Origin of the sequence: Meiothermus granaticius NBRC 107808 (genome assembly GCF_003574355.1) — a bacterium.
GTDB classification, from domain to species: domain Bacteria; phylum Deinococcota; class Deinococci; order Deinococcales; family Thermaceae; genus Meiothermus; species Meiothermus granaticius.
Window position 1 is genome coordinate 1 of the sequence record NZ_QWLB01000022.1, and the last position, 24,757, is coordinate 24,757.

General features: G+C 62.9%; 20 protein-coding genes. 7 read left to right on the forward strand and 13 right to left on the reverse strand.

The window, feature by feature from the left end:
* Positions 1 to 89: 89 nt before the first annotated feature.
* From Mgrana_RS09000 to Mgrana_RS09040, 7 genes are all read right to left on the reverse strand, one after another.
* The gene (locus Mgrana_RS09000; RefSeq protein WP_119357280.1) at positions 90 to 1,208 is read right to left on the reverse strand and encodes a YncE family protein; all 1,119 of its coding nucleotides are present in this window, start codon (positions 1,206 to 1,208) and stop codon (positions 90 to 92) included.
* 162 nt (positions 1,209 to 1,370) lie between these two features.
* Positions 1,371 to 1,526 carry a hypothetical protein gene (locus tag Mgrana_RS09005; protein WP_170146436.1) on the reverse strand — a complete coding sequence of 52 codons (156 nt, stop codon included), beginning with the start codon at positions 1,524 to 1,526 and terminating at the stop codon, positions 1,371 to 1,373.
* Between the two features lie 38 nt (positions 1,527 to 1,564).
* Positions 1,565 to 2,332 (reverse strand): DUF6683 family protein, encoded by a 768-nt coding sequence (locus tag Mgrana_RS09010; RefSeq protein WP_186813144.1) that lies wholly within the window; start codon positions 2,330 to 2,332, stop codon positions 1,565 to 1,567.
* Positions 2,333 to 2,399: 67 nt separating this feature from the next.
* The gene (locus Mgrana_RS16825; RefSeq protein ID WP_170146437.1) at positions 2,400 to 4,229 is read right to left on the reverse strand and encodes an InlB B-repeat-containing protein; all 1,830 of its coding nucleotides are present in this window, start codon (positions 4,227 to 4,229) and stop codon (positions 2,400 to 2,402) included.
* A 664-nt stretch (positions 4,230 to 4,893) separates the two neighbouring features.
* Positions 4,894 to 5,310, reverse strand: coding sequence for a hypothetical protein (locus Mgrana_RS09030; RefSeq protein WP_119357284.1), 417 nt, complete (start codon positions 5,308 to 5,310; stop codon positions 4,894 to 4,896).
* 106 nt (positions 5,311 to 5,416) lie between these two features.
* Entirely contained in the window at positions 5,417 to 7,549 is a 2,133-nt protein-coding gene (locus tag Mgrana_RS09035) for a S8 family peptidase (RefSeq protein WP_119357285.1), read from the reverse strand.
* Positions 7,550 to 7,630: 81 nt separating this feature from the next.
* Positions 7,631 to 11,044: an ATP-binding protein gene (locus Mgrana_RS09040; protein WP_119357286.1), complete on the reverse strand. Its 3,414-nt coding sequence runs from the start codon at positions 11,042 to 11,044 to the stop codon at positions 7,631 to 7,633.
* Between the two features lie 140 nt (positions 11,045 to 11,184).
* On the opposite strand from Mgrana_RS09040, the gene rimP reads away from it, so the two are divergent.
* The 6 genes from rimP to secD all read left to right on the forward strand — a co-directional run bounded on the left by rimP (position 11,185) and on the right by secD (position 17,663).
* A complete protein-coding gene (gene rimP, locus Mgrana_RS09045) occupies positions 11,185 to 11,676 on the forward strand; it encodes a ribosome maturation factor RimP (RefSeq protein ID WP_170146438.1) in 492 nt (163 codons plus the stop codon).
* A gap of 60 nt (positions 11,677 to 11,736) precedes the next feature.
* A complete protein-coding gene (gene nusA / locus Mgrana_RS09050) occupies positions 11,737 to 12,915 on the forward strand; it encodes a transcription termination factor NusA (protein ID WP_119357330.1) in 1,179 nt (392 codons plus the stop codon).
* A gap of 59 nt (positions 12,916 to 12,974) precedes the next feature.
* Positions 12,975 to 13,271 (forward strand): YlxR family protein, encoded by a 297-nt coding sequence (locus Mgrana_RS09055; protein ID WP_119357287.1) that lies wholly within the window; start codon positions 12,975 to 12,977, stop codon positions 13,269 to 13,271.
* A gap of 30 nt (positions 13,272 to 13,301) precedes the next feature.
* A complete protein-coding gene (gene infB / locus Mgrana_RS09060; RefSeq protein ID WP_119357288.1) occupies positions 13,302 to 15,020 on the forward strand; it encodes a translation initiation factor IF-2 in 1,719 nt (572 codons plus the stop codon).
* A 17-nt stretch (positions 15,021 to 15,037) separates the two neighbouring features.
* Entirely contained in the window at positions 15,038 to 15,346 is a 309-nt protein-coding gene (locus tag Mgrana_RS09065) for a hypothetical protein (RefSeq protein ID WP_119357289.1), read from the forward strand.
* Positions 15,347 to 15,407: 61 nt separating this feature from the next.
* Complete coding sequence (gene secD / locus Mgrana_RS09070) at positions 15,408 to 17,663, forward strand: protein translocase subunit SecD (RefSeq protein WP_119357290.1); 2,256 nt, start codon at positions 15,408 to 15,410, stop codon at positions 17,661 to 17,663.
* Between the two features lie 90 nt (positions 17,664 to 17,753).
* Here the strand turns inward: secD and malQ are convergent, their stop codons facing one another.
* The 6 genes from malQ to sdhC form a co-directional block, all read right to left on the reverse strand.
* Positions 17,754 to 19,256, reverse strand: a complete 1,503-nt coding sequence (malQ, locus tag Mgrana_RS09075) for a 4-alpha-glucanotransferase (RefSeq protein ID WP_119357291.1) — start codon at positions 19,254 to 19,256, stop codon at positions 17,754 to 17,756.
* Positions 19,257 to 19,366: 110 nt separating this feature from the next.
* Positions 19,367 to 20,461, reverse strand: coding sequence for a GGDEF domain-containing protein (locus Mgrana_RS17260; protein WP_147021123.1), 1,095 nt, complete (start codon positions 20,459 to 20,461; stop codon positions 19,367 to 19,369).
* A 112-nt stretch (positions 20,462 to 20,573) separates the two neighbouring features.
* Positions 20,574 to 21,272 (reverse strand): succinate dehydrogenase iron-sulfur subunit, encoded by a 699-nt coding sequence (locus Mgrana_RS09085; RefSeq protein WP_119357293.1) that lies wholly within the window; start codon positions 21,270 to 21,272, stop codon positions 20,574 to 20,576.
* A 43-nt stretch (positions 21,273 to 21,315) separates the two neighbouring features.
* Entirely contained in the window at positions 21,316 to 23,049 is a 1,734-nt protein-coding gene (gene sdhA, locus Mgrana_RS09090) for a succinate dehydrogenase flavoprotein subunit (RefSeq protein WP_119357294.1), read from the reverse strand.
* Positions 23,050 to 23,105: 56 nt separating this feature from the next.
* The gene (locus Mgrana_RS09095) at positions 23,106 to 23,543 is read right to left on the reverse strand and encodes a succinate dehydrogenase hydrophobic membrane anchor subunit (protein WP_119357295.1); all 438 of its coding nucleotides are present in this window, start codon (positions 23,541 to 23,543) and stop codon (positions 23,106 to 23,108) included.
* A complete protein-coding gene (gene sdhC, locus Mgrana_RS09100) occupies positions 23,543 to 23,917 on the reverse strand; it encodes a succinate dehydrogenase, cytochrome b556 subunit (protein ID WP_119357296.1) in 375 nt (124 codons plus the stop codon). The genes Mgrana_RS09095 and sdhC overlap by 1 nt, the downstream gene beginning before the upstream one ends.
* Positions 23,918 to 24,066: 149 nt before the next feature.
* Here sdhC and trhA point away from each other — a divergent pair, with 149 nt between their 5' ends.
* Positions 24,067 to 24,741 carry a PAQR family membrane homeostasis protein TrhA gene (trhA, locus tag Mgrana_RS09105; RefSeq protein ID WP_119357297.1) on the forward strand — a complete coding sequence of 225 codons (675 nt, stop codon included), beginning with the start codon at positions 24,067 to 24,069 and terminating at the stop codon, positions 24,739 to 24,741.
* Positions 24,742 to 24,757 lie beyond the last annotated feature (16 nt).

Sequence of the window (24,757 nt, forward strand, 5' to 3'; positions counted from 1 at the left end):
CCCCCGCCTGGGGTGCCCCCCCCACCGCAAGCCGCTAGAGCCAGTAAAAGAACACTCCATCCAATCCTAAGCGCACCATATTTCATACCCTACCTCCTTACCTGTTGGGGAATCACCACCGCATCAAAGGAAAGCCCGTCTATGGGAATGGCTCGAGCAATCCGCTTTGAATTCAGGTCAAAAACTAAAAGATTGCCTTCGGTACCACTGCTGACGATATAAACTTGTCGCCCATCCGGTGAGAGCGCGGCATGGGTGGGGTTGACGAAAGTCTTGCCCGCAAGCTCGAGCCAGTGGTTTTCACTCAAGCCGGTCTTCAGATCAAGCAGCGAAACCGTGTTGGAGTAATAGTTGAGTGAGAGAACCTGCCCCTCCCCTACCCGCAACATCCCCAGCGGCCCCGGCGTGACGGTAAAGCCTAGTGGGGCGGCGCCCGGCGCGTGTAGACTAAGGGTGTTGGACTCGAAGTTGGAGACCAAAGCTCCCTCTTCTAGCGGCAGTACAGATGCGGGATCGGCGCCGGTGGGGGCTTCAGCCAGGGTCTGCCAGGTCTGCTCGTCGAGCCAGCGCACCGCACCGGCCTCGGTGCTGGGCTGATGGGGACGCAAAGCCACCACCAGCCTGGAACCCACGCGGGCCAGGTCTGCGGCTTCGCTGGCTGCACCGGAGGGGGGTAGGCGCTCGAAACGCACCATCACCCCACTCTGGAGGTCTATCTCGCTCAGGAGCCCCTGGCGGATGTGCGAGATGAACAGCCTGGAGGCATCGCTCGAGAGCGCGATCCCCACAGGCCGCTCACCCACGATGAAGGGTTTGGCCCCGCCGGGGTTGTGGCAGGCAAAGCAGTTGGTCTGGGCAAAAGCGCCTTGGTCGAAGTGAGCCTGGATCAGGGTGCCATCGGCACGTCTTTCGGGCACAGGGGCGGTGAGGAAGGTACGGGTTACCGCCAGCGAACGAACGTCTATCTCGGCCACCGCCTGCGAGCCCACCAGCACCACATACACCTTGCGGCCATCGGGCGAGAGCATCATCCGATGTGGCAATCCGCCTACGGTGATGCGCTGGATGGTTTTACCCTGTGTAGGGTCTATCACCGCCACGGTGCTGGAGCCTGCCTGGCTCACCAGAACGAGGTGCCCACCGCTTGGCCCCACAGCAGAACACGCTGTGACAGCCAGACCCAGGGCAAAGATGGCTGCAATACGCATGGGAATGACCCTCCTAGGGGCTCCGCTGGTAGGTGTGCCAGGGGTTGGTGGAGTTGCTCCCTCCTCTACCTTTGCAAGCGGCCAACAGCAGCAAGAAGCCTAGTGCAAGGGGAATCTTATGCATCCATACCTCCTTTAATTCCATAAGCAAAGCATGACCGGCTACTGTGGGGCTTCTGCCCCGTCCTCCTCCATCTCCTGTTGCAAAAACGCCCTCAGGGCACTGGGCTCGGCGAAGTAATGGCGCTCCTCGCCCTGGCTGACCGAGGCTCGCCAGACCTCCCCTTCGGGGGTGGGCTCGTACCAGATGCGAACCACATAGACTTGTGTGCTATTGGGAGCCACGGTTTCCACCTTTAGCGCAGCTCGAGGCCGGTAGGGGTAAACTTCAGCCGGTCGGGGCGCACCCCCAGGGCACTCTCGAGGGCCACCCCCGCAATTTCGCGGTAGGTCTCGAGCAGCTTCGGGTCGTTTTCCTGCACTGCCACCGTATAGCCCAACAGCGGCAGGGTAGCCATCAGCACAAAGGCCTCGTACATGCGCTGGCGCTCGCTATCGGAAAGCCGCCGGAAAGCCTCGGAGGCTCCAAAGGCCGCGTCGGTGTTGGCCTGGAGGTTCAGGAGGGCCGCCTCGGTGGGTTCCTCACCGTAGTGCACCAGGTAGCAGACCCCCACCAGGTACGCAAAGGCCATAGCCACGTTGTTGGGGCGGCCCAGCCGCCGGGCCTCGGCCTCGAAGCCCTTGAAGCCCTCGATAAAGGCCGCCGTCAGTTCCTGCACCTCGGCGGGCTTGTTGCTCAGGCTGCGGACAAACGGGTTCAGCAGCAGCCGCTGCGCTCCGAGCTTGAAGGTGGTCTGGGGCCGGGTCTGGGCCTGGGTGCGGGCGGCGGCCTGGGCGTTGGGGTTGTTGCGGTTGGTGCGATTGATCTGGTTGAATACAGACTGGGCCCGCTGGACCGCCGCAGCGTTCATCTGAACGGTCACGTAGGCCATGGCCTGGGAGTAGCTCAGGCTGCTGGGTGCGCCAAAGGTGGTGCCTGGGGCGACCCACTGGGCCAGGGTAGGACTTTGGACCAGGGCCGCCAGGGTGGCGAGGAAGGCAAGAGCTTTGTGGGCTAGACTCATGGAATCTCCTTTCAGGAGGGTGGGTGTCGGCCCTGAGGAGGCAACCCGGAGCCGACACCCCGAGGCTTTATTTCTGTACCGTGATGGTGGCACCGGTAATGGGCAGGCCATTCAGGGTGGGGTTACCCTGGGCGCTCACGGCGGTCAGGTTGATCTGATAGGTTTTGTTGACCGAGGTGGTGCTCTGACCACCGCCGCAAGCTGCCAGGGTCAGGGCCAACGCCAGGGCCAGCAGACCCACCCGCAACGAGCGCATCCGCCACGCACCCAGGAGCATCATGGGCAGCAAAGTAATCAGCAGGGGCATGGGCAGGGTCGGAAGGATCTGGGCCTTTAGCACCGCCGGACGAGCCGCTAACGAGCTGGCGATATCGGCGATCACCAGGAACTGGCTGTTGCCCACACTGAGGGCCAGCGGGGTAGACAGGGTAAGGGTACCGTTGTCGGCGCTAAAGGTGCCGCTGGCAATGGGGGTTTCACCGCTGTCAATCTGGCCGTTGGCGTTGGCATCACGGATCAGCTTGACTGCCGTGAGGTCGAGGCTATCGTTGCCACTGCCACTGGCCTGCAGGGTGATGCTTTGCAACTGGGTAGCCTGCGAGGGGTTGAGGGTGAAGGCCAGCATCAAGACGTTGCTCTGGCCTTTGTTGCGGGTGGCATCGGTAGGGGCGTTGGCAGGCTTGGCTGCGGTGATGGTCAAGCCTCCTACGGGTGCGGTGTTGAAGGTAGCGGTGACCGACTTGGCTGCGTCCATCGTGACCGAGCAGGTACCCGTACCGCTACAGGCTCCACCCCAGCCAGCGAAGCTCGAGCCCGCATCGGCAACCGCGCTCAAGATCACGCTGGCCCCAGAGCTAAAGTTGGCGGTACAGGTTGCGCCACAGGTGATGCCTGCCGGGCTGCTGCTTACGGTTCCGCCCCCGGTTCCACCCTTACTCACCGTAAGCGCGAAGGTGGCAGCAGGAGCCTGGGTGTAGTTGACGCTGGCAGTGGCACTGCCGGTGGTCACGGTGACGTTCTGGCTGGCCGGGCTGGGGTTGTAGGTAGTACCGCTCATCACCACACTGGGAGCCGTGACGGTATAAATGCCGGTCACCACATCGGATAGCGACTGGCCGGTGCCGGTCAGGATGGTCCGCTGCTGGTTGAAGCCGCCCGGGCCGGTGATGGTGAGGGTGGCGCTGTTGCCGCTGGGCAGGCCCGACACTTGTAGATTGAGGGTACCGAAGCTTTGAGCGGTGTTGAAGGTGGCGGTAACGCTTTGAGCTGCACTCATCGTTACCGTACAGCCACCTGTACCACTACAGCCGGCCCCACCCCACCCGGCAAATACCGAGCCCGATGCAGGTGTGGCGGTCAGCGTGACCGTAGTGCCCTGGGCAAAGCTGGCCGAACAGGTGGCCCCGCAGTTGATACCTGAGGGACTGCTTGTCACGGTGCCCGAACCCGTACCGTTTTTGTTAACCGTAAGGGCAAAGGTAGAAGCCGCCGACGTGGTGAAGGTCTGGGTGGAACTATTGAAAGTTCCCGCATCGGTGACGAAACGGTAGCGCCAGTAATACGTGGTGTTGGGGCTCAAGCCAGCCAGGTTGGTGCTGACGCTGGGAAAGTTAAGGGCGGTGTTGGGCACAGTGGCGGGAGGGGTGGATGAACCAAAAGCATTGGTGGTTCCATAATCCACATAGAGTTGGCCGCCCTTGAAATAGCTAAAAAGATTCACCCCTAACATAGCTGTGGTTGCGCCGATTCCACTGCTTTGGAGGTTCTGGAAGCCAGCCTGGTAAAACACCGTCACCGGCACAAAGGGTGTGGCAGTACCCCAGACGGTACTGGCTATCGCAGTCAGGCGGTGGCTGGCTGGGCCACCCAACCCCAGCAATTGTTTGTTATAGCGCACCGGTACGCGAATATCCACCTGCCAGCCCGGTGCTATCACTGCATAGCCAAAAAACAGGCCGCCCGCGGTTCCGGTTGACGGTGTTTGTGAACAGCCGCCTTGGAAACCCGGTGGGTTGTTTGTAAATTCGATTATCTGTGTGGGGTTTGTGAACTTAATAGCGTAACAACGTACCGGATTGGTGCTATCAATGGCCAGTGTAGCGCCATCGGGCAGGAAGAAATCGAAACCAATTGTGTCGTTGGTACAAGGACTTACGTTAGCGCCAACCGCCCGCACATAGCCTACGTCGCCAGTCTTGGGATAAGGCACATTGGGATCGGCGTAAAACCCCACGAAGTTTTGTGAGGCAATTGCCCCGAGGTTGGTTATCGGACATATTTGTGAAACCGAAGCTAGGTTGCCATCCACATAGCCAGGGGCTGCCTGGGCATTTGTACCCAACAAATCAAGCATTAGCAAAATACCCAAAGCTAGCATTCGCATCCCTTGCATGACTTCCTCCTTGCTCAATCCCCTCGGGCAGTGCATCTAAGGTAGGACAGTCAGCATGACTGGAGGATGACTGCAAAAAACAGACCCCTACAGGGGTCTGTCCAAAGGATTGAAGGCTTACTTAGCCCCGACCCGCTCGAGGCTTCGCGGCGTGCTGAGGGTAAGCAAGCTATCTCCCCAGAAGCTTGCCTCGGAGGATCGAGGATCCCAGTGCTGCTTGAGTTAGCTGAATGGTAAGCCCGCCGCGCGGCGGCTTGACCAGGGCCGGCTGGCCCTGGTTATCCAGGTAAAACCCGACCAGGTTCTGGCTTTGATTGACCGCAATTATCAGGTGATCGCCCGCACTCAGCCCCTCAATACTGAAACTGCTGCTACGCCCCGCGGTATTGATCGTGACGCTTTTGCTCTTGGCAGGGTCGCAATCATCCGCAGCGGCATCGTAGTAACAGGCCAGCACCTCGGTACCCTGGACACTGGCCCCCGATGGAGCCGTAACCGTGCCGGAAAACCCACTGCCCCCACCGCCTCCACAAGCGCTTAGAACCAGTCCCGCAACTAAAACCAACAGGGCCCACTTCTTGCTCATGTTTACCTCCTTGGTATGACTACATGCAGCGTAGACAAAGCAGCATGACTGGAGGATGACTGCAAAAAACAGACCCCTACAGGGGTCTGTCCAAAGGATTGAAGGCTTACTTAGCCCCGACCCGCTCGAGGCTCCGCAGCACCCCAGGGGAAAGCCGCGAGATGTCGCCGCTCAGCACATCAAGCTGGAAGTCAGCCCGAAGGTTGCCGGGCCGGACTGCCGCCAGGTTCCCGGCATTGTCCACCACCCCACCCAGGTAGTCGCCCTGGTCTACGCTGTCGTTGTTGTTGAGGTCGTTCCAACCCAGCACCGCGTAGTCACCCTGGGCCAGGTCAGGGATGCTGTAGCTGGCTGAGGTACCGCCCTGGTTGATCTGGATGGCCTTGGAGCGGTTCGGGTCACACTCCCCCCCGGCCACAAAGCAAGCCAGCACCAGGGTGCCCTGTACCGTAGCGCTGGTGCCGCTTCCCACCCTCAGGCTGAGGGGCAGGCTGGCAAAGGTGCTGCTCGAGGTGCCCCGCACCGTGAGGGCATAGGTTCCATTGGGGACACTGGGGGCCACGTTCAGGGTGAGGGTGCTGTCATTCAGGGTGGTGCTGGGCGGGTTGAAGCTCCCGCTCACCCCGGCGGGCGCACCTTGCAGGCTCAGGTTCACCGCATCGGCAAACCCACCGCTGCGGCTGATGGTAATGGGTACGTTCACGCTGCCGCCCGGCTGAGCCGACAGGATGGTATTGGCAGTGGACAGGCTGAAGCTCGCCGTAGTGCCACCCTGCACCGCAGCCAGGGCCGCATTGGCATCAATGAGGCCCGCTCCGCATTCACTGCCGCTGGGCCGGTTGCACTGGGTGGCGTTCAGGGGCCTGGCGGTGGATTTCAAAATCTGCAACACCTGCGCGGTCTCGAGGCTGGGACTGAGGGCCTTCATCAGGGCCACCACCCCGGCCACATGGGGCGCGGCCATCGAGGTGCCGTTCTCAAATTTGTAATTGAACTGCTGGGTCTGCTCGTCGAACCCCAGGCTCAGCACCCCATCCACATACCCATCGCTGTTGAGGTCTTTGCGAACGTCACCGCCCGGCGCCATCACATCCACGCGGGCCCCGTAGTTGGAGTACGGCGCGCGGGCCCCGGCATAGTCGGTGGCCCCCACGGTGATCACGTTGGCGCAGCTGGCTGGGCTGTAGAGGGAGGCATCGTCGTTTTCGTTGCCAGCAGCTACCACCACCACCGCTCCCTTACCGGTGACCCGGTTGATGGCGCTCTGCCGGACCGAGGTACAGGGGCTCTTGCCGCCCAAGCTCATGTTGAGGACCTTGGCCGGGTTGGCGTTGGTCGGCACCCCCGGTACTGGCTCACCAGCGGCCCACAGGATGGCGTCTACCTGGTCGGCCACGGTGGCCCCCAGCAGCCCAATCACCCGCACGTGCAGGAGGCGGGCCGTCCAGTCCACCCCAGCCACCCCCTGGCTGTTGTTGGTCGCGGCCCCCACCGTACCCCCCACATGCGTACCGTGGTAGCCGGTGCTTTGCTCGTCGCCGGAGTCAAAGGGGTCAGCGTCACGGCCATCACCGTCACCGGCATTGGCCAGGGGGTTGGGGCCGCTGAGGGGCGAGACCATGTCGTAGCCGGGCAGCAAGCGATTGCCGATATCGGGGTGCGACTGGGCCGGGTTGCCCGAGCGGAAGAGCACCCCAGTATCCAGGATGGCGACCACCACGCTGTTGGAACCGGTGGTGCGGTCCCAGGCCTGGGGTAGGTTGATGGCCGGATAGTGCCACTGGAAAGAATAGCCTGGATCGTTGGGCGTGGCCAGGGGCTGCTCGAGCCAGTTCAGGTCGGCGGAAACCACCTCCGAACGGCTGCGAAGGGCGGAGAGCAGGGCCGGGGTTTCAGCCTCGCTCAACTCGGCCCGGAACAGGGCGGTGTGGGGCAGGCCCAGAGGTCGCACCTGCTGGAGTTCTACAGGCCTGCCCTGCACCTGAAGCCGCAGGCTGCTCACCGACTGCAGGCTCACCCCGCCCCGAAACTCCACCAACACCTCCCCCGGCACAAAGCGCGCTTCGCCCGTGTGCCGGAGTTTGCCCGGCTGGGGGTCAATCTGAAGGCGCTGCCCGGTGATACTGGACCCCAGCGAAACCGTCCCGCCGATATTGCTCGAGCCCCCACCCGACCCCCCGCTTGGACAAGCCGTCAACAATACCAACAACACCCCGCCCAATAGCCCTTTTGTGTACATTAGAATCCCTCCCCTCGGTTTTTATCAGGCAATCACACCCCTACCGTAGAACGGCTGGCATGACTGGAGGATGACCGGGGTTCAGGAGACCCTCAGCCCAGCGGACTGGGCCTCCTGGAGAATCGCCCTGCAGAGGGAATTTTGGTTCAGAAAACTGGATTTGTGCTGAGGGGGTACGTGTTGGTTGGCGATTTGGGTCAGGGAGTCCACCACCTGCTGAAGCAACCCCTTCCCCGTTTGAGGGCCAGCTGCCCGGTAGTACACCCACAGCACCTCGAGCCTTGTACAGCCCATGGGGCTGTACACCTCTAGCTGCTGTAAGGCCGCCTGGGCGTGGCTCAGGGCAGCTCCGGGCTGGGCACCAGCGGGCGATTCCAGCAGGGCCTTGGCCCACAGGGTATGGGCGGCGATGCCCAGGTGGGGCCAGTCGTTCTCTTGGGCCAGGGTCAGGGCTTCCTGAAGGCTTTGCAGGGCCAGCTCTGGGGGGCTCATGCGGGCTTTGGCCAGCAGGTAGCGGCCATAGGCCAGCCCCCGGTCTCCGGCCAACAGGGCCTCGAGCCGCTCCAGCAGGGGCCCCATCGGCTCGCCCCGCCGGTGAGCCAGGAGGGCTTCTAGAATCCGGTAGGCGGCCTCGTCCCGCCGGGGCAGGTCGGGCTCGCTCAGAGCGCGGCCCAGCCAGTCCGAGGCCAGGCCCCACTCCCCCCATACCCCGTACAGCCGGGCCATCTGGTACTGGCTAAACGCCCGCGTCCAGCCCCATTCTTCCGGCACGATTTGCAGGGCGCGTTCCAGGGCTTGCTGGGCTTCAGCGTAGCGCTCGAGGTCGTAGTAGCGCAGGGCCAGGTTGTTGAGGTGGTGTACCTCGCGGCCCACCGCACCCTGCACGCCCTCGAGCAAGCGCTGGGCTTGCAACTGGGCCTCCAGGGCCGCCTCGGCGTAGCCCAGCGCGGCCAGGCAGACCGCCCGGTTGTGGTGAAAGCCCATCAGGGCGAGCCGGTTACCGGACTGCTCCAGGAGGGGCCCAGCCTCCTGGTAGAACCCCAGGGCCTCGCGGTGGCGCTCGAGCTGGTCGTAGGCCACACCCAGCCGGGAAGTACAGATGGCCGCCTGAAGCACATCACCCCGCTCCCGATGAAGCTGCCGAAGCTGCTCCAGGGCCTCAATCAGGGCGGGGGTCTTGCGCTGGACAAACAGGGCCTGGGCCAGGGCATCCAGCAAGCGAACCCGCAGTTCGGGCAGCCCGGCCTCCTCGGCCTGCTGCAAGCCCTGGCGGGCGGCCTGCTCGGCCTCGGGGCCATAGGCGTGCTCACCCAGGCGGATGGCTTCGCACAGCCAGGCTCGGGCCCGCCGGGCGGGGGTATCGGCCAGGGCCAGCATGCGCTCGACCAGGGCCGCGTGCCGCTGGCCAGTATCGAAGCGGCTCATCACCTGACTGAGGGCTTCCAGCAGATCGAAGGTCTGCCCGGCATCGCCCGTCTGCTCAGCTAACTCGAGGGCCCGCCGGTAGAACTGGGCCGCCTCGACAAGCTGGTAAGCTGCCTCGGCCTTCCGGGCCGCCTGGATCAGAAAGGGAATGGCCCTGGGGGGCTCGCCCTCGAGCCAGTGGACGGCAATGCGGGCCGGTTCGGCCTGCTGGCTCTCCAGATACCGCGCGATCTGCTGGTGCAGATAGGTCTTGATGCTGGCCGGAATGCCCTCCAGGGTGGCCTCGTAGAGCAGGTCGTGGACGAAGGTGGAGCCGCGCAAGAGTTGGGCCGCCTCGAGTTCGGCCCAGGGCTCGAGTAGCTCCAGTGGGGTGCTCTGGAGCACGGTAGCGGCCAGCTCGGGGGAAAAGTCCGATCCGGCCACCGCCGCCGTGCGTACCAGCCGTTGGGCGCCCAGGGAAAGGCGCTGAAGGCGGGACTGGATCAGGGTGGTGATCTTGCTGGAAACCGGCAGGCGGCCCGGTTTCCGTTGGCCAAGCCCACCCGATTCCCACAGACTGCGCAAGGTCTCGAGCAGGAAAAAGGGGTTACCACCGGTATGGCGACAGAGCGCCTGGACCCAGTTCGGCCCCGCCTCCTGCAGCCCTGGCAGCTCGAGGCTCTCGAGCAAATCCTGCACCCCAGCGGCATCCAGGGAGCGCAGCTCTATCCGCACGGCTCGTCCGCTCTGAACCGCCTGATCCAGCAAGCCTTCGATTTGGCTGGGCAGTTCCCCTATCCGATAGGCCAGCAGGAGGCGCAAGGGGCTCCCGGGCTTCCAGTACGAGCTGAAGGCAAAATGCAGCACCTCGAGGCTGGCCCGATCGGCATACTGCAGGTCGTCCAGGCCAACCAGCCGCAGGCCTTGGGCCACCGCCAGGTTCACCAACTCGACATTGGCCTGAAGAAACCGCAGCTTCTCGGCCTCCAAGCCGATGGGGGGCGGGGGTGGGGCCAGCGCAGGCACCAAGCGGGCCAGTTCCTGGCGCACCCAGTCCGGCAGGATCAAGCCTGGAAACTGCCCCAGCAGCTGATGGCATATGCGGCTATAGGTGCTGTAGGCAACCTCCGCATCCCCCGGACGGCCCTCGAAAAAAATAGCCTGGCCCTGTCCCCTCAAAAAATCCTGGGCCAGACGGCTTTTACCCACCCCTGGCGGGCCGCTCAAAATGAGGGCCTGACCCTGGGCAAAGGCCGCCTCCATCTGCGCCCACTCGGCCTCCCGTCCCAAGAGCCGGGGAGGGCGCAGCACCGAGAGGGGGATTTCCGGGCGAGGCACGGGGCCGTGGGGGGTGATGGGCTCGCCCAGCTCGATCAAGTGGAGCAGCGCGCGGGTCTCGGATAGGGGCTCTACCCCCATCTCCCGCAAGAGCCTCTCCCGACAACGCTCAAAGGCCGCTATGGCCGCGCTGCGGTCGCCCAGCAAGTACCATAAGCGCATCACCCGGCGGTGGGCGGTTTCGGAGAGCGCATCAGATTCCAGCAGGCGTTCGGCGTAGCTCAGGGCCTCGCGGTACTGCCCGGCCTGCTCGAGCCCATCCGCCAGGGCCGAGAGCGACTCGCGCCGCAGGTCGGCCAGACGTTCGCGCCGGATCAAGAGCCAGTCGTCGAAGTCGGGGCAGTCGTCGTAGTCCAACCCCTCCAGAAGCTGGCCCTCTTGCCCCACCACCTCGGCATGGCGGCCCGCGAAGTGGGCCACCTCGAGGGCGGCCAGATCCACCTCCAGCCCCTGCAGCTCCAGCACATCTCCTCCCCGCACCAGCTCGGCCCCCACAGCCTGCCTGAGCCTGCGCAGGGCCTGGGCCAGGTTGTTGCGGGCGGTGGCCTCGGAGGACTCGGGCCAAAGCAAGCCCGCCAGCCTGGAGCGGGGGGTGGGGCCTTCCAGGGTCAGATAGGCCAGGACCCCGGCGGTTTTACGTTCCAGGGGACGCAGTTGGCGGGCATGAACCCGCAAGGCCGGGACCCCCAACAGCTCGAGACGGCCTCGGAGTATGGGAACCTCGAGGCTTCCGGCCCGATTGGGGTCTGACACACATACATTGTAAAAAATGCACCCGAGCCCAAGTGTTGGTTATGCACAAGAACAAAGGGGCTCGGCAATGCAGCTTACTTTCCCCGCCCTCAAGAAGGTGCTAAGCTTATAGGGCTAAGTTCTCCCTTAAACGGGGGTGGGTGGAAACCCACCCTCTTTTTCTCGGGAAAAGCACAAAGGAGGTGAGGGTGGAACTGGACACGATCGCAGCGGAGGTACTATCCCCGCTCGGCTATGTGGTGCTAGAGGCTTCAATCAGGTCCTCGGGGCGACAGCCGCGGGTGTTGGTGCGCATTGAACGGGCCGATGAGGCACCGGTCACGGTGGCGGACCTCCAGCGGGCCAGCTACGCCCTAGGACACGAGCTCGAGCGCCTCGATCCCATCGCCGGTCGCTACCTGCTCGAGCTCGAATCTCCGGGTGCAGAGCGCCCCTTGCTTACCGCCCGCCATTTTGAGCGCTTCCTTGGGCTCAAGGCGAAGGTGAGAAGCCCGGAGGGTAACTTCACCGGCCGCATCCAAGGGGTTCACGAGGGCCGGGTGACCTTCCGGCTGGATACCGAGGAGGAACGCACGCTGGAGCTGGGCCGCTTCAAAGCCAACCTGGCCGAGTGGCCGCAGACCCCCCGGTAAGCAAACCCTAGGGCGCCACGTCGGCGGCTGCACCCCGGCATTCACAACAAAGGAGGAGTGGTGAACAAAGATTTCGTAGACGCACTGCAACAGGTGGCCATCGAGCGCGGAGTGAGCGCTGAGGAGTTGATCTCCAACTTTGAAGAAGCCTTGAGGCTCTCCTATCTGCGGCAGAAGGGCTTCCGCCAAAAAGAAGTGGAGGAGGAGAACAAAGGCCCCTTGATCGAGGTCCACCTAGACCCGCAAGAGGGCGTGTTGGAGGTGCTCGAGATCAAAAAGGTGGTCGAGGCGGTCCAAGACCCCGACAAAGAGATCGCCCTGGAGATCGCGCAAAAATACGACCCCGATGTGGCCGTCGGGGAGGAGATGGAGTTCCCCGTAGACCCCGAGGAGTTCAGCCGCATCGCGGTGCAAATTGCCAAACAGGTGCTGACCCAGCGGCTCAAGGAGGCCGAGCGTACCCGCGTCCACAACGAGTACAAGGACAAGGAGGGCGAGGTGGTGACCGGCAGCGTGGCCCGGGTGGACAATCGGGGCAACGTCTACGTTGAACTGGGGCGCGGTGAGGCCTTGATGCCTCAAAAGGAGCAGATTCCCACCGAACGCTACCACCCCGGCCAACGGGTCAAGGTGTACCTCAAGCAGGTCCAGCGCAGCTCTAAAGGCCCCAGCCTGGTGGTCAGTCGCGCGGCGGAGGAGCTGCTTCGCTACCTCTTGCGCCAGGAAGTCCCCGAGATTGCCGAGGGAATCGTCGAGGTCAAGGCCGTAGCCCGGGAGCCGGGCAGCCGCAGCAAGGTCGCGGTGATGAGCCACAACCCCAACGTAGATCCCATCGGGGCCTGTATTGGGCACAAGGGGCAGCGCATCCAGGCAGTGAGCGCCGAGCTGGGCCGGGAGCGGGTAGACATCATCCAGTGGAGCCCTAACCCCAAGGAGTTCATCCGAAATGCCCTCTCCCCCGCCACCGTTGGGGAGATCACCCTCGAGACCCCCGAAGGCGGCAAAAATCGGGCTCAGGTGGTGGTCAATAAGGATCAGCACTCCCTGGCCATCGGTAAAGCCGGGCAGAACGTGCGGCTGGCCAGCCGCCTAACCGGCTACGAGATTGACTTCGAGGAGGCCGAGGAGATCACCGACCTGGACGCGGCCATGCTTCGGGCCGCTGAGCGCGAGGAGGGTGCGCGGGCCTCGGAAGAGACCAGGAGCCGCTTCGAGAGCCTATTTAAAGATGGCGAGTAGTCGTGGTGCAGGCAAGCCCGCTCAAAATCCGGGGCCTGCACCCTGCAACCGGAGCCCCTATGCCAACCGCTAAGCACATCCCCATCCGCCAATGTGTGGCTTGCCGGGCACGCAGGCCCAAGGCCGAGCTGTTGCGGATCGTGTTGGGTCAGGACGGGCCTCAAATTGACCCCACAGGCCGTAAACCCGGTCGTGGGGCCTATGTCTGCCCGGATAAACCCGAATGCTGGAACGAGAAAAAATTGCGCCGCTTTGCCGGGGCCAAGGCGCCTGAGCTAGCCCAGGCCCTACAGGTTCTTTTAGCTCATCTCCCTCAGCCGGGCCAGTCGCAATCATCCAAGTCCTCCCATACCTAAGCCCAGCATGGAGCCATTCAGGAGGTAGCCATGGCGAAAATCCGAATCTACCAGCTCGCCAAAGAGCTGGGTATGCACAACGACGAGCTGCTCAAACTCCTCGACGAGATGGGGGTGGCCTACAAGTCGCACGCCTCAACCCTCGAGGACTCCACCGCCGAGACAGTCAAGGAACTCATCGGCGAGCAACGGGTAGCCGAAGCCGCAAGGCGGGCCGAAGAGGCCCGAAAAGCCATCCCCCACCGCCCCCCGGTGGTGGTGATCATGGGCCATGTAGACCACGGCAAGACCAGCCTGCTGGACTACCTGCGCAAAAGCCGCATCGCGGAGAAGGAGGCCGGCGGAATCACCCAGCACGTGGGGGCTTTTGAGGTCAAAACCCCCGGCGGTACGGTGGTGTTCATCGATACCCCAGGGCACGAGGCCTTCACCACCATTCGCGCACGCGGAGCCAAGGTCGCCGACATCGCGGTGATCGTGATCGCGGCCAGCGAAGGGGTGATGCCCCAGACCAAAGAGGCCATCGCTCACGCCCAGGCCGCTGGGGCCAAGATCATCTTTGCGGCCAACAAAATAGACCTGCCCAACGCCGATATCAACAAGGTCTATACCGATCTGATGCAGCTGGGCATCGTTCCGGTGGCCTATGGCGGAGACTACGAGGTCATCCCCATCTCAGCCCGGACGGGGCAAGGGATAGATAGCCTTCTGGAGACCATTCTGCTCACCGCGGAGCTCGAGGACCTCCGGGCCGACCCCAAGGCCGAGGCCCAGGGGGTGATCCTCGAGGCGCGGGTGGATAAACAGGCCGGGGTGCTGGCCAGCCTGCTGGTTCAGCAGGGTACCCTGCACGTGGGCGACTACGTGGTGGCCGGGGAACACTGGGGCAAGCTCAAGGCCATGTCGGACTCCGAGGGCACCCGCCGCAGCGAGGCCGGGCCGGGAAGCGCGGTGCAGGTACTGGGGTTCTCTGAGCTGCCGGTGGCCGGGGACACCTTTAACTGGGTTCCCGACCAGATCGCAGCCAAGGAGATCACCGAGGAGCGCATCGCCGAGCGCAAAAGCCTGGAAACCCGCCCCAACGATGGAGGCCGGGCCCGCAACCTGGCCGATCTGATGCGGGGGATGCAGGAGGCCGAGCGCAAGGAGATCAACCTGGTGCTGCGCACCGATACCCAAGGCTCCTTGGAGGCCATCCAGAACATCCTGGAGCGCGAATCCACCGACGAGGTGAAGATCAACCTGTTGCTGGCCGCCGTAGGGGCTCCCTCGGAGTCCGATGTGTTGCTGGCCTCCACCGCCAATGGGGCCATTCTGGCCTTCAGCGTCAACCCCTCGGGCTCGGTCAAGAAGCTGGCCGAGCAGAAAGGGGTTCCGCTCCAGAGCTTCCGCATCATCTACGAGCTGATCGATGAGATTCGCAAGATGGTCAAAGGGCAGAAGGAGCCGGTGTTCAGGGAGGAAATCCTGGGCAGTGCCGAGGTACGGGCGGTGTTCAAGCTCTCCCGGGGCACCATCGCGGGGTGCATGGTGACCAGCGGAAAGATTGCCCGCAATGCCGAGATCCGGGTGATGCGCAAAGGCAAGGAAATCTGGCGGGGCGGGATCGCCGGGCTCAAGCGGGTCAAAGACGACGTGCGGGAGGTGGCTCAGGGTGTGGAGTGCGGCATCCTGCTGGATGGCTTTGCCGAGTTCCAGGAGGGGGATGTGCTCGAGGCCACCCAACAGGTCGAGGTGGCTACCGATTAGCCTCTGGACGAGGGCCGATGCTTAGCCGCTGGCTTGGACTCCTTGCCCTGGGACTCTGGTCCTTGGGGCCGGGGTTGTTCTGGTCGCCTTCGGCCAAGAGCCTGGGTCACGGCGCTGGGTGGTCGGCGGTGCCCCTGCCTGGACAAATCGTCGAGGCCAAGAGCAAGCTGGTCAGCGGTGGGGAGGGCCTGCCGGCGCTGGCCTTCAACCCACAGGTGCGGGCTCGAGGGCTCCCGCGCTGGGACGCCCCGGCGCCCTACACTGCCCCGTACCCGCGCCAACGGCTGTACCTCGTCTACGCTCGCCTGCAAACCGACGGGGGTTAGGGCTGGGCTCGAGCCCCCAAACCTCCAACCCTAAGCTTCTGACCTTCAACGAGAGGTATCCATGACCCAATCCCGTCTGTGGACCGGAATCCTGCTGCTGGCGCTCCTGCTAGGCTCGCTGGTGGCAATCTGGAAACCCTGGGCTCCGACCGAGCCCAAGATCAAGCTCGGCCTCGACCTACAAGGGGGCCTGCGGGTTGTTCTGAAAGTAGACAACCCCAACCCCGACCGCACCAAAGCCAAAGACGACCTGGATAAAGCCCGCACCGTCATCGAGAACCGTATCAATGCGATCGGGGTGGCGGAGCCGCTGGTGCAGATTCAAGGCAACGACCGCATCGTGGTGGAGTTGCCTGGGCTTAAACAAGATCAGCAAGACCGCGCCCTCAACCTCATCGGGCAGACCGCGGTCTTGGAGTTTCGCATTCTCAACCCCGGAGCCCAGGGCACTACGGTAGCCCAGATCAACAATCAGTTGCGCGACTCCGGACTGACCGGCGAGGCCCTGAACAAGCAACGGGCAGAGCTGGAGAAGGGCCTGATCAAGCCCAGCGATTTAGGCCCTCCACTCCTGACCGGCACTGACCTACAAACCGCCAGTGCGGTCTTTGACCAGTTCGGGCGCCCCCAGGTCTCCATGACCTTCACCAGCGCCGGGGCCAAGAAGTTTGAGGAGGTGACCCGGGCCAATGTGGGCCGCCAGCTCGCCATCGTGCTGGATGGCAAGGTCTATACCGCCCCACAAATCAAGCAGGCCATCGGCGGTGGACAGGCGGTGATCGAAGGCCTTTCGGGCATCCAAGAGGCCTCCGATATTGCCCTAGTGCTGCGCAGTGGTTCGCTCCCGGTCAAGCTCAGCATCGGCGAGCTGCGGGCCATTGGCCCCACTTTGGGGCAGGATGCGATCCGCTCGGGGATCATAGCGGGGATCGTAGGGGCCGTGCTGGTCTTCGCCCTCATTTTCTTCTATTACGGCTTCTGGATGGGGCTGGTAGCGGCCTTAGGGCTAATCTATACCGCCATCTTGCTGATGGCCTCGATCTCGCTGTTGGGCGCTACCCTGACCCTACCGGGCATCGCGGGCCTGATCCTAACCCTGGGGGCAGCTGTAGATGGCAACGTGCTCTCTTTTGAGCGCATCAAGGAGGAGCTCAAGAACGGCAAGCGCTTCCGCCAGGCCATACCCGGAGGGTTCTCCCACTCGGTCATCACCATCCTGGACGTGAATACCTGCCACCTGCTGGCGGCGGCGGCGCTCTATCAGTATTCCACCGGCCCGGTACGCGGTTTCGCAGTGATGCTCGCGCTGGGAGTGGTGGTCTCGGTGTTTTCCAACCTGGTCTTCAGCCGCTGGGCCTTGGAGTTCCTGGCGGACCGGCGTGAGGTGCGGCCCCCCTACTGGCTCTGGGGCACCAAAATTGACTTCTTGCGTCCCGCCCGCTATGTGACCATCATCAGCATCGTGCTGGCCCTGATCGGGGCTACCATTGCCCTCACCAAAGGTTTCAACTTCGGCATTGATTTCACCGGAGGGACCTCGTTCACGGTGCGGGTTCCTGAAAACGTGGGGGCCGAGCAAATTCGCAGTTTCCTAGACAGCTCGAGCCTCGAGGGGGCCCGGGGGGCGGATGCAATCATCACCTCGCTTTCCAGCGCTACCGGCAAGGAGTTCTCGGTACGCACCCGCCAGCTCAGCGACGCCAATCGCATTGCCTTGGAGCAAAAGTTCAACAGCCAGCTCAAAGCCACCGTGCTCCAGTCTGAAACGGTCGGCCCAGCCATCGGCAGTGAGTTGCGCCGAAATACCATCTTCGCGGTGCTGGTTGGGTTAGCCCTGATCCTGATCTACGTGGCCTTCCGCTTTGACTGGACATTTGGTGCAGCCAGCGTGATCGCGGTGGGGCACGATATCGCCATTGTGGCCGGGGTATACAGCCTCCTGGGGCTGGAGTTCACCGTACCCACGGTGGCCGCCCTCCTCACCATCATCGGTTTCTCCCTCAACGACTCGGTGATCATCTCCGACCGAATCCGCGAAAACCTCAAGACCATGCGCGGGCACAGCTACTACGAGATCGTGGACGTCTCCATCAACCAAACCCTGTCCCGCACCATTATGACCGCCCTCACCACCATGCTCCCGATCTTCGCCCTGCTGTTTTTGGGTGGGCCGGTGCTGCGAGACTTCTCCCTGGCGATTCTGGTGGGCTTTATCGTGGGCACCTACTCCTCGATCTATGTGGTCTCGGCCCTGGTGGTCTGGTACAAAACCCGCGAAGCCCAGCGCAAGCGGGTCCCCAAAGCCAAGTCGGCATAGATTAGGCCTTTCCCCCTGAACCCTTCCAGGAGGAGGGGTTCGGGGGTTTCTTGGATCCCCCGGGGTCTGGCCAACCCACCCCAGGATGGCTTATACGCGCTGATGGGCTTTGGCCAAAGCCTTCAAGCTCCCAGCCAGGCCGGGGTTTAGGGCTGTCGCAGGGTAGCGCCAGGTCCAATTCTCCCCCAGCCGGCCAGGGTAGTTCATCCTGGCCTCTGTCCCCAGGCCCAGCAGGTCTTGCAGCGGCGCAACGGCCAGCTTGGCCGGGCTCTGCAAGGCCAGCTCGATCAGGGCCCCCGCGGCTTCATACTCCGAGAGCAGGCGAATGCCCCGCTTGGCCAGATAAGCCCGCATGAACTGGATTTCCTCCTCTGGCGCGGTGCGGTACCAACCCAAGGTGGTGTCGTTGTCATGGGTTCCGCTGTACACGATGACGTTGCCGGATTTGGGGTAGTGGTGGGGTAGGAAGGGGTTGGTCTCGTCGGAGAAGGCGAACTGCAGTATTTTCATGCCGGGGAAGCCGAAACCGTCCCGCAGGGCCTCAACCTCGGGGGTGATCACCCCCAGGTCTTCGGCGATGATTGGCGCATCCCCCAAGGCCGCCCGCACCGCCTCGAAAAGTTTCTGCCCCGGAGCCTTAACCCAGCGCCCCTGTACCGCGTTGGGCCGGCCAAAGGGAACCTCCCAGTAGGCTTCAAAGCCACGGAAATGGTCAATGCGCACCAAGTCGCACTGCTTGAGCGATTGGCGGATACGGGCGATCCACCAGGCAAAACCCTCCTGCTCCATTACATCCCAGCGGTACAGGGGGTTGCCCCAGAGCTGACCGGTCTCGGAAAAATAATCCGGCGGAACCCCGGCTACCACAGTGGGGTTGCCCTCCGGGTCGAGGTAGAAGTACTGCGGGTTGGCCCACACATCGGCGGAATCAAAGGCTACAAAGATCGGCATATCCCCGATGATGTGGATCCCTTTGGAGGCGGCATAGGCTTTGGTCTGGCCCCACTCCTGGTAAAAAAGCCACTGCAGCCACTCATGAAAGCGGACCTCAGCGGCCAGCTCGAGCCGGGCCTGGCGCAAAGCCTCGGGGTCACGGGCTCGTAGCTCTGGGGCCCAGCCGTTCCAGGGCTGCCCCCCGAATTTGTTTTTGAGCGCCATGAACAAGGCAAAATCCTCGAGCCAGAACCGCTCCCCCTGCATAAAGGCTTCCAGCGCGGCCCTCTCCTCGGGTGCGGCCTTGGTCTCGAAGCCTGCAAACGCCCGCCGCAGCAGGGGCCAACGCTCGGCGTAGATCCAGCCGTAGTCCACCTTCTCCTCGGGGAACGCCGGGGGCGCCTCCGGCTCCAGCCAGCCACGCTCGATCAGGAGGTCGGGATCAATCAGGTAGGGGTTTCCCGCAAACGCCGAGAACGACTGGTAGGGGGAGTCTCCGTAGCTGGTAGGGCCCAGGGGCAACACCTGCCACCAGCGCGCTCCGCTCGAGGCCAGCCAGTCTAGAAAGCGCCGGGCCTCCGCCCCCAGGGCCCCAATCCCCCAGCGTCCAGGAAAACTGCTGGGATGCAACAGCACCCCAAACGACCTTGGAATGTGCATGAGGGTAGCTTATCGCACTCGAGTGGACAAATGGAAGCGCTTCTAAAGCGCACTCCACCCTTAATATCGGAGCCGTTTGGGCAGCGCACCCCCACTGGCTGCCGGGAAGGCTACCCGGCGATGGCCACCTCTACCCGGTTTCCCCCGGCCTCCTTGGAGGCATACATGGCGTTGTCGGCCCTGGAGATGAGCGAGTCCGGAGTGTCATGGGCGTGCGCGATGGCCACACCAAAGCTGGCCGAGAGGGGGTAGCGCCCCTCGAGGGGGTTCTGGCTGAGCACTGCTTGGAGCCGCTCCGCCAACCCCTGGGCTTCCGCCAAGGAGCCCCCCGGCAGCAGCAGCACAAACTCCTCCCCACCCCAGCGCCCCACCAGATCCCCTCGGCGCGAATGGGTTTGCAGCAATCCAGCCACATGCACCAGCACCCGATCCCCCACCTCATGGCCATAGCGATCGTTGATCTGCTTGAAGCGATCCAGGTCCAACAGGATCAAAGCAAGCGGGCCCTGGCTCGAGCCTCGAGCCAGCTCCGCAGCCAGCGCCTCCCTCACAGAACGGCGGTTGGCCAGACCGGTGAGCGAATCCGTGTAGGCCAGGTGGTGCAGGGCCTCAGCCTGCAGGCGCAGGCGGTCGGCCTGCTCGCGGTAGGCCACCAAAAGCCGTGTCAGCAGCAGATAGATCAACTGGGAGCCGTAGATTTGCACCACCACGTTGGGATCAGACCAGGCCCCGGTCACAACCTGCGGCCACAAAGCGGCCCCGCCCGCGATCAGCAAGGCCACAAACAGCCCCGCCGATACCCGCAAGGCCACCCCCGGCTCGTACACGTAGTGGGCCAGCAAAAACACCAGCCCCATCCAGACCGCGGTCAGCCAAACGCCCTCCTTCGCCACCACCAGAAAATTGAAGTACAAGTTGAGGAGCATCAACAGCGCGGTGCTCCAGAAAACCCCCACCTCAGCCCGCCGCAGCCCATTTTGCCCACCACACGACAACAGCAGCACATATACCGCCAAGCTAAGGGCAAACACCGGAAGCGAGAGCCGATCGTAGAGTCCGCCGCTTTGCCCAAACCCGTTGGCCACCCAGCCCACCAGCGCAGCGACAATCCCCAGGGGCAGGCTAACCCACAGCACCATGCGCTTGAAGCGGTAGAGCGGGGACTGTTCCTCGGGGGCAGTTGAACGGCACGCCGCAGCAATCATGGCACACCCTGAAGACCAGTGTACCGAAGCCCCTCCGCTTCAGCGGTTCAATTGACTACCCCCTATGGGGTATGCCAGCCCGGTCTTGTCCCATGAGCGTATCGGCAGGGGGTTAGAAGCGATCGTAAAGCAGGGCCCGCTTCACCTCTTCGATGGTCTGGGTCACCGGGATTCCGCGGGGGCAGGCCTCCGTGCAGTTATAGGCCGTGCGGCAGCGCCAAACCCCGGTCGAGGCGTTGAGGGCAGCCATCCGCTCGCGCAGGCCGTGATCCCGGCTGTCGTAGATAAAGCGGTGGGCCTGAACGATGGCCGCGGGCCCAATATAGCTGCCGTTCACCCAAAACACCGGGCAGCTGGTGGTGCAGGCTGCGCAAAGGATGCATTTGGTCGAGCTATCGAAGCGGGCCCGATCCTCCGGGCTTTGCAAACGTTCACGCTCGGGCGGGGATTCCTCGTTGATGAGATACGGGTGTACTGCCCGATAGGCGGAAAAGAAACCGTCCAGGTTGACGACGAGGTCTTTCTCCACCGGGAAGCCCCGCAGCGGTTCAACCTGGATCACCGTGCCCAAGTCTTTGACCAGGGTCTTGCAGGCCAGGCGGTTGATCCCGTTGATGACCATCGCATCTGAACCACACACCCCGTGGCCGCAGCTGCGGCGAAACGCCAGGGAAGAGTCTTGGTACCACTTCACCTTATGCAGCAGGTCGAGCACCCGATCCATCGGCTCGGCCTCAACGCTATAGGTTTGCCAGCCCGGCTTGGCGCTGTTGGCCGGATCGCGGCGCAGGATTTTGAGGGTTACTTGCATGAGAGACTCCGCAAAACGCAAGAGAGAGGCGCTAAACCTCCTGCTAGTAGGTTCTCGCTTTGGGCTCGAATTTGCCCAGCACCACCGGCTTATATGCAAACCTTACGGTTTGGTTGGGCCCCTTATAGATCAGGGTGTGTTTGAGCCAGTTTTTATCGTCGCGCTCGGGGTAGTCTTCCCGAGCATGGGCCCCGCGGCTCTCCCGGCGGTTCAAGCAGGAGTGGACGGTGGCTTGGGAAACCTCGAGCAGATACCCCAGCTCGAGGGCCTCCACCAGTTCGGTGTTGTAGCGGGTTCCCCGGTCTTGCACCACCACCTGCTCGTATTTCTCAAACAGCTCGTTGAGCACCTCAACCTGTTCCTGCAGCAGGCTCTCGGTGCGGAACACCGAGGCCCGGTCCTGCATGCTCTGCTGCAGCTCCGCCCGCAGGTCGGCTACCGATGGCCCGCTCCCGGCCCGCAGAACCTTCTCGATGCGCTCTCGAGTAGGCCCCAAGACCTCCTCGCTGAAGTCGTAAAACTCGGTTTCCTTGGCAAACTTGGCCGCAGCAACCCCAGCCCGTCGCCCAAACACCACCAAATCACCCAGGCTGTTGGTTCCCAGCCGGTTGGCCCCGTGCAGGCTCACACAGGCCACCTCGCCCGCAGCGTACAGGCCCTTCACCACCGTGCCCTGCTCGTCGCGAATCACCTCGCCGTGCACAGTGGTGGGAATCCCCCCCATGGCGTAGTGGGCCGTGGGCATCACCGGCACCGGCTGTTTGGTCGGGTCCACTCCTAGATAGATCTGGGCGAACTCGGAGATGTCGGGGAGCTTGGTGTGGATGGTCTCGGGCGGAAGGTGGGTGAGGTCGAGGAGCACGTGGTCCTTGCGGGGCCCCACCCCCCGGCCCTCCCGCACCTCCATATACATGGCCCGCGAAACCATATCCCGCGGGGCCAGATCCTTGATGGTAGGGGCGTAGCGCTCCATAAACCGCTCCCCCGAGCCATTGCGCAGGATGGCCCCCTCGCCCCGGGCCCCCTCGGTGAGCAAGACCCCTAAGGGGAACAGGCCGGTGGGATGGAACTGGTAAAACTCCATATCCTCCAGCGGGATCCCTTTGCGATAGAGGATCGCCTGCATATCCCCGGTCAGGGTGTAGGCATTAGAGGTGACCTTCCAGATGCGCCCAAAGCCGCCGGAGGCGATCACGATGGCCTTGGCTTTAAAGGTGTGAAGTTCTCCCGAGGCCAGCTCGTAAGCCACCAGCCCCTTTGCCGCCCCATCTTCAAAAATTACGTCGGTGACGTGATACTCATTGAAAAAAGTGATGTTTTCTTTTACGCACTGCTGATACAGCGTTTGCAGGATCATGTGCCCGGTGCGATCGGCGGCGTGAGCCGCCCGGTGAACCGCAGCCTTGCCGAAATCCTTGGTATGCCCCCCAAAGCGGCGCTGGGCGATCTTTCCCGAAGGCAGCCGATCAAACGGCATCCCCATGTGCTCGAGCTCGATCACCGCTTCAATTACCTCTTTACAAAACATCTCAACCGCATCCTGGTCAGAGAGGTAATCCCCACCTTTGATGGTGTCGAACATGTGCCATTCCCAGTGGTCTTCTTCCACGTTTCCAAGGGCGGCCCCAATCCCGCCCTGAGCGGCGCCCGTATGGCTGCGGGTGGGATAGAGCTTGGTGACCACCGCCACGCTCACCCCCTGCTTGGCCGCATAGAGGGCTGTGGTTAGCCCGGAGCCTCCGGCCCCAACAACGATCACATCGTATTCATGTGCCATTTACCGCACCCCACTCATCCACATTTCCAGCGCAACGATTACTGGATTCCCGTCTCTCATGGCTTGGTCATCGTCCCCTGGGTCGGCGTGTTCTGGCTCAGGTCTTTAGAGAAATCATGATTCAGAAGCGAGAAGCTGCCCACCACCGTAACCAGTACCGCCAAGCTATAGACCACCGCCTTGGTCACAAAGCGCCGGGAGGGGTCCCGGATCCAGTCGTCCATCACATAACGCAGGCCATTCATCCCGTGCAGCATGGCCAGCACCAGGATCAACCAATCGTAGATTTTCCAGGTGGTGTTGGAAAGCCGGCCGGCCACGTACTGGTAATTGATGGTGTTGACATCAATCAGGACGAAGTTCATGAGGATGTGGCCCAGCACCAGGAAGACCATCACCACCCCCGAGACCCGCATGAACACCCACCAAAGCAGCTCGGTATTGGTGCTGGCTTGGGCCTTGGCGTCGGCATAACGGCGCGCGCGGATGGCCATTACTGACCTCCTCCGTGGCTAGCCGCGTGCAGAATACGGGGAACGGTCAGAATGAGTCCGGGGATTGCCAGCAACACACACAGGCCCAACACGCCATACCAGAGCTGCCGCTGATACCGCACGCCCCAACCGGTGAAGTCCATAAGGATGATGCGCAGACCGTTGAAGCTGTGGTACATGGCCGCTGCGGTGACCAGCAGCAGGCCTATCTGGAAGATGGGCACGTGAAAAAAGGCCATCAACCGGTTTGACACCGCTGGCCCCCACATTGCCGAGGCAATATTAAGGGTGTGAATGAATAGCCATAGCAACAAGGCGAGCCCCGAGATCCGGTGCAGGAAAAAAGCCCATTGTCCCTCTCGGCCACGGTACATAAGTCCTCCTACCGCAGGCAATGATAGCACCTGAAGACCGGGGAATCTCAACCCAACCCCACACTTGTGTACGCACACCACGAACGCTCCTCATCCAAGTTTGCTAGCATCGAAGCGTACGGGCGTGACCCTAGGCCGCCGGAGACCCCATGAGCTATCCTCCCTCTACTGACCCCAGCCCCCCTGCCGCCCGCGGGTGGGTGCGAGAACCCTTCAATACCTATTCCCATGCCGCCGGGATCGCGTTGGGTTTGGGGGGAACCCTAGTGCTGGCCCTTCTGGCTGAAGGCAACCCCCTCAAGTTGGTCGGGGCGCTGGTGTTTGGCCTAACCATGACCCTGATGTACGCCAGCAGCACCCTCTACCATGCCCTCCATGTCTCGCAAAAAGCCCTGGCGGCATTGCGTCGGCTTGACCATGCTGCGATCTTTCTGTTTATTGCCGGAACCTATACCCCGCTGCTGCTCCAGGCGCTCGAGCCCTCCTGGAGGCCATGGACCCTAGGGGGGGTATGGGGGTTGGCTGGGCTGGGGGTATTGTTTCGCGTCTTCGCCCTCAAAGCCCCGCGCTGGATGTATGTCCTGACCTATCTGGGGCTGGGCTGGCTCTCGGTGTTCTTAATCCCCAAGCTGACCCTCGGGCCCTGGTCCTTGGCGTTTTTAATCCTCGGCGGGGCCGCCTACAGCATCGGTGCGATCATCTATGGCCTCAAACGGCCCAACCCCCTGCCCGCGGTCGTGGGGTTTCACGGAATCTGGCACCTGTTGGTGCTGGTGGGCAGTATCGGGATGTATCTGGCCGTGTTGATGGTCTACGTGGCGTGAGTTTGGCTTGAGGCTG

Excerpts from the sequence above, each read along its gene's own strand:
- Mgrana_RS09000 (WP_119357280.1), bottom strand. The coding sequence starts at position 1,208 with ATGCGTATTGCAGCCATCTTTGCCCTGGGTCTGGCTGTCACAGCGTGT.
- Mgrana_RS09010 (WP_186813144.1), bottom strand. The coding sequence starts at position 2,332 with ATGAGTCTAGCCCACAAAGCTCTTGCCTTCCTCGCCACCCTGGCGGCC.
- Mgrana_RS09030 (WP_119357284.1), bottom strand. The coding sequence starts at position 5,310 with ATGAGCAAGAAGTGGGCCCTGTTGGTTTTAGTTGCGGGACTGGTTCTA.
- Mgrana_RS09035 (WP_119357285.1), bottom strand. The coding sequence starts at position 7,549 with ATGTACACAAAAGGGCTATTGGGCGGGGTGTTGTTGGTATTGTTGACG.
- Mgrana_RS09055 (WP_119357287.1), top strand. The coding sequence starts at position 12,975 with ATGCCAACCGCTAAGCACATCCCCATCCGCCAATGTGTGGCTTGCCGG.
- infB (WP_119357288.1), top strand. The coding sequence starts at position 13,302 with ATGGCGAAAATCCGAATCTACCAGCTCGCCAAAGAGCTGGGTATGCAC.
- Mgrana_RS09065 (WP_119357289.1), top strand. The coding sequence starts at position 15,038 with ATGCTTAGCCGCTGGCTTGGACTCCTTGCCCTGGGACTCTGGTCCTTG.
- secD (WP_119357290.1), top strand. The coding sequence starts at position 15,408 with ATGACCCAATCCCGTCTGTGGACCGGAATCCTGCTGCTGGCGCTCCTG.
- malQ (WP_119357291.1), bottom strand. The coding sequence starts at position 19,256 with ATGCACATTCCAAGGTCGTTTGGGGTGCTGTTGCATCCCAGCAGTTTT.
- Mgrana_RS17260 (WP_147021123.1), bottom strand. The coding sequence starts at position 20,461 with ATGATTGCTGCGGCGTGCCGTTCAACTGCCCCCGAGGAACAGTCCCCG.
- Mgrana_RS09085 (WP_119357293.1), bottom strand. The coding sequence starts at position 21,272 with ATGCAAGTAACCCTCAAAATCCTGCGCCGCGATCCGGCCAACAGCGCC.
- sdhA (WP_119357294.1), bottom strand. The coding sequence starts at position 23,049 with ATGGCACATGAATACGATGTGATCGTTGTTGGGGCCGGAGGCTCCGGG.
- Mgrana_RS09095 (WP_119357295.1), bottom strand. The coding sequence starts at position 23,543 with ATGGCCATCCGCGCGCGCCGTTATGCCGACGCCAAGGCCCAAGCCAGC.
- sdhC (WP_119357296.1), bottom strand. The coding sequence starts at position 23,917 with ATGTACCGTGGCCGAGAGGGACAATGGGCTTTTTTCCTGCACCGGATC.
- trhA (WP_119357297.1), top strand. The coding sequence starts at position 24,067 with ATGAGCTATCCTCCCTCTACTGACCCCAGCCCCCCTGCCGCCCGCGGG.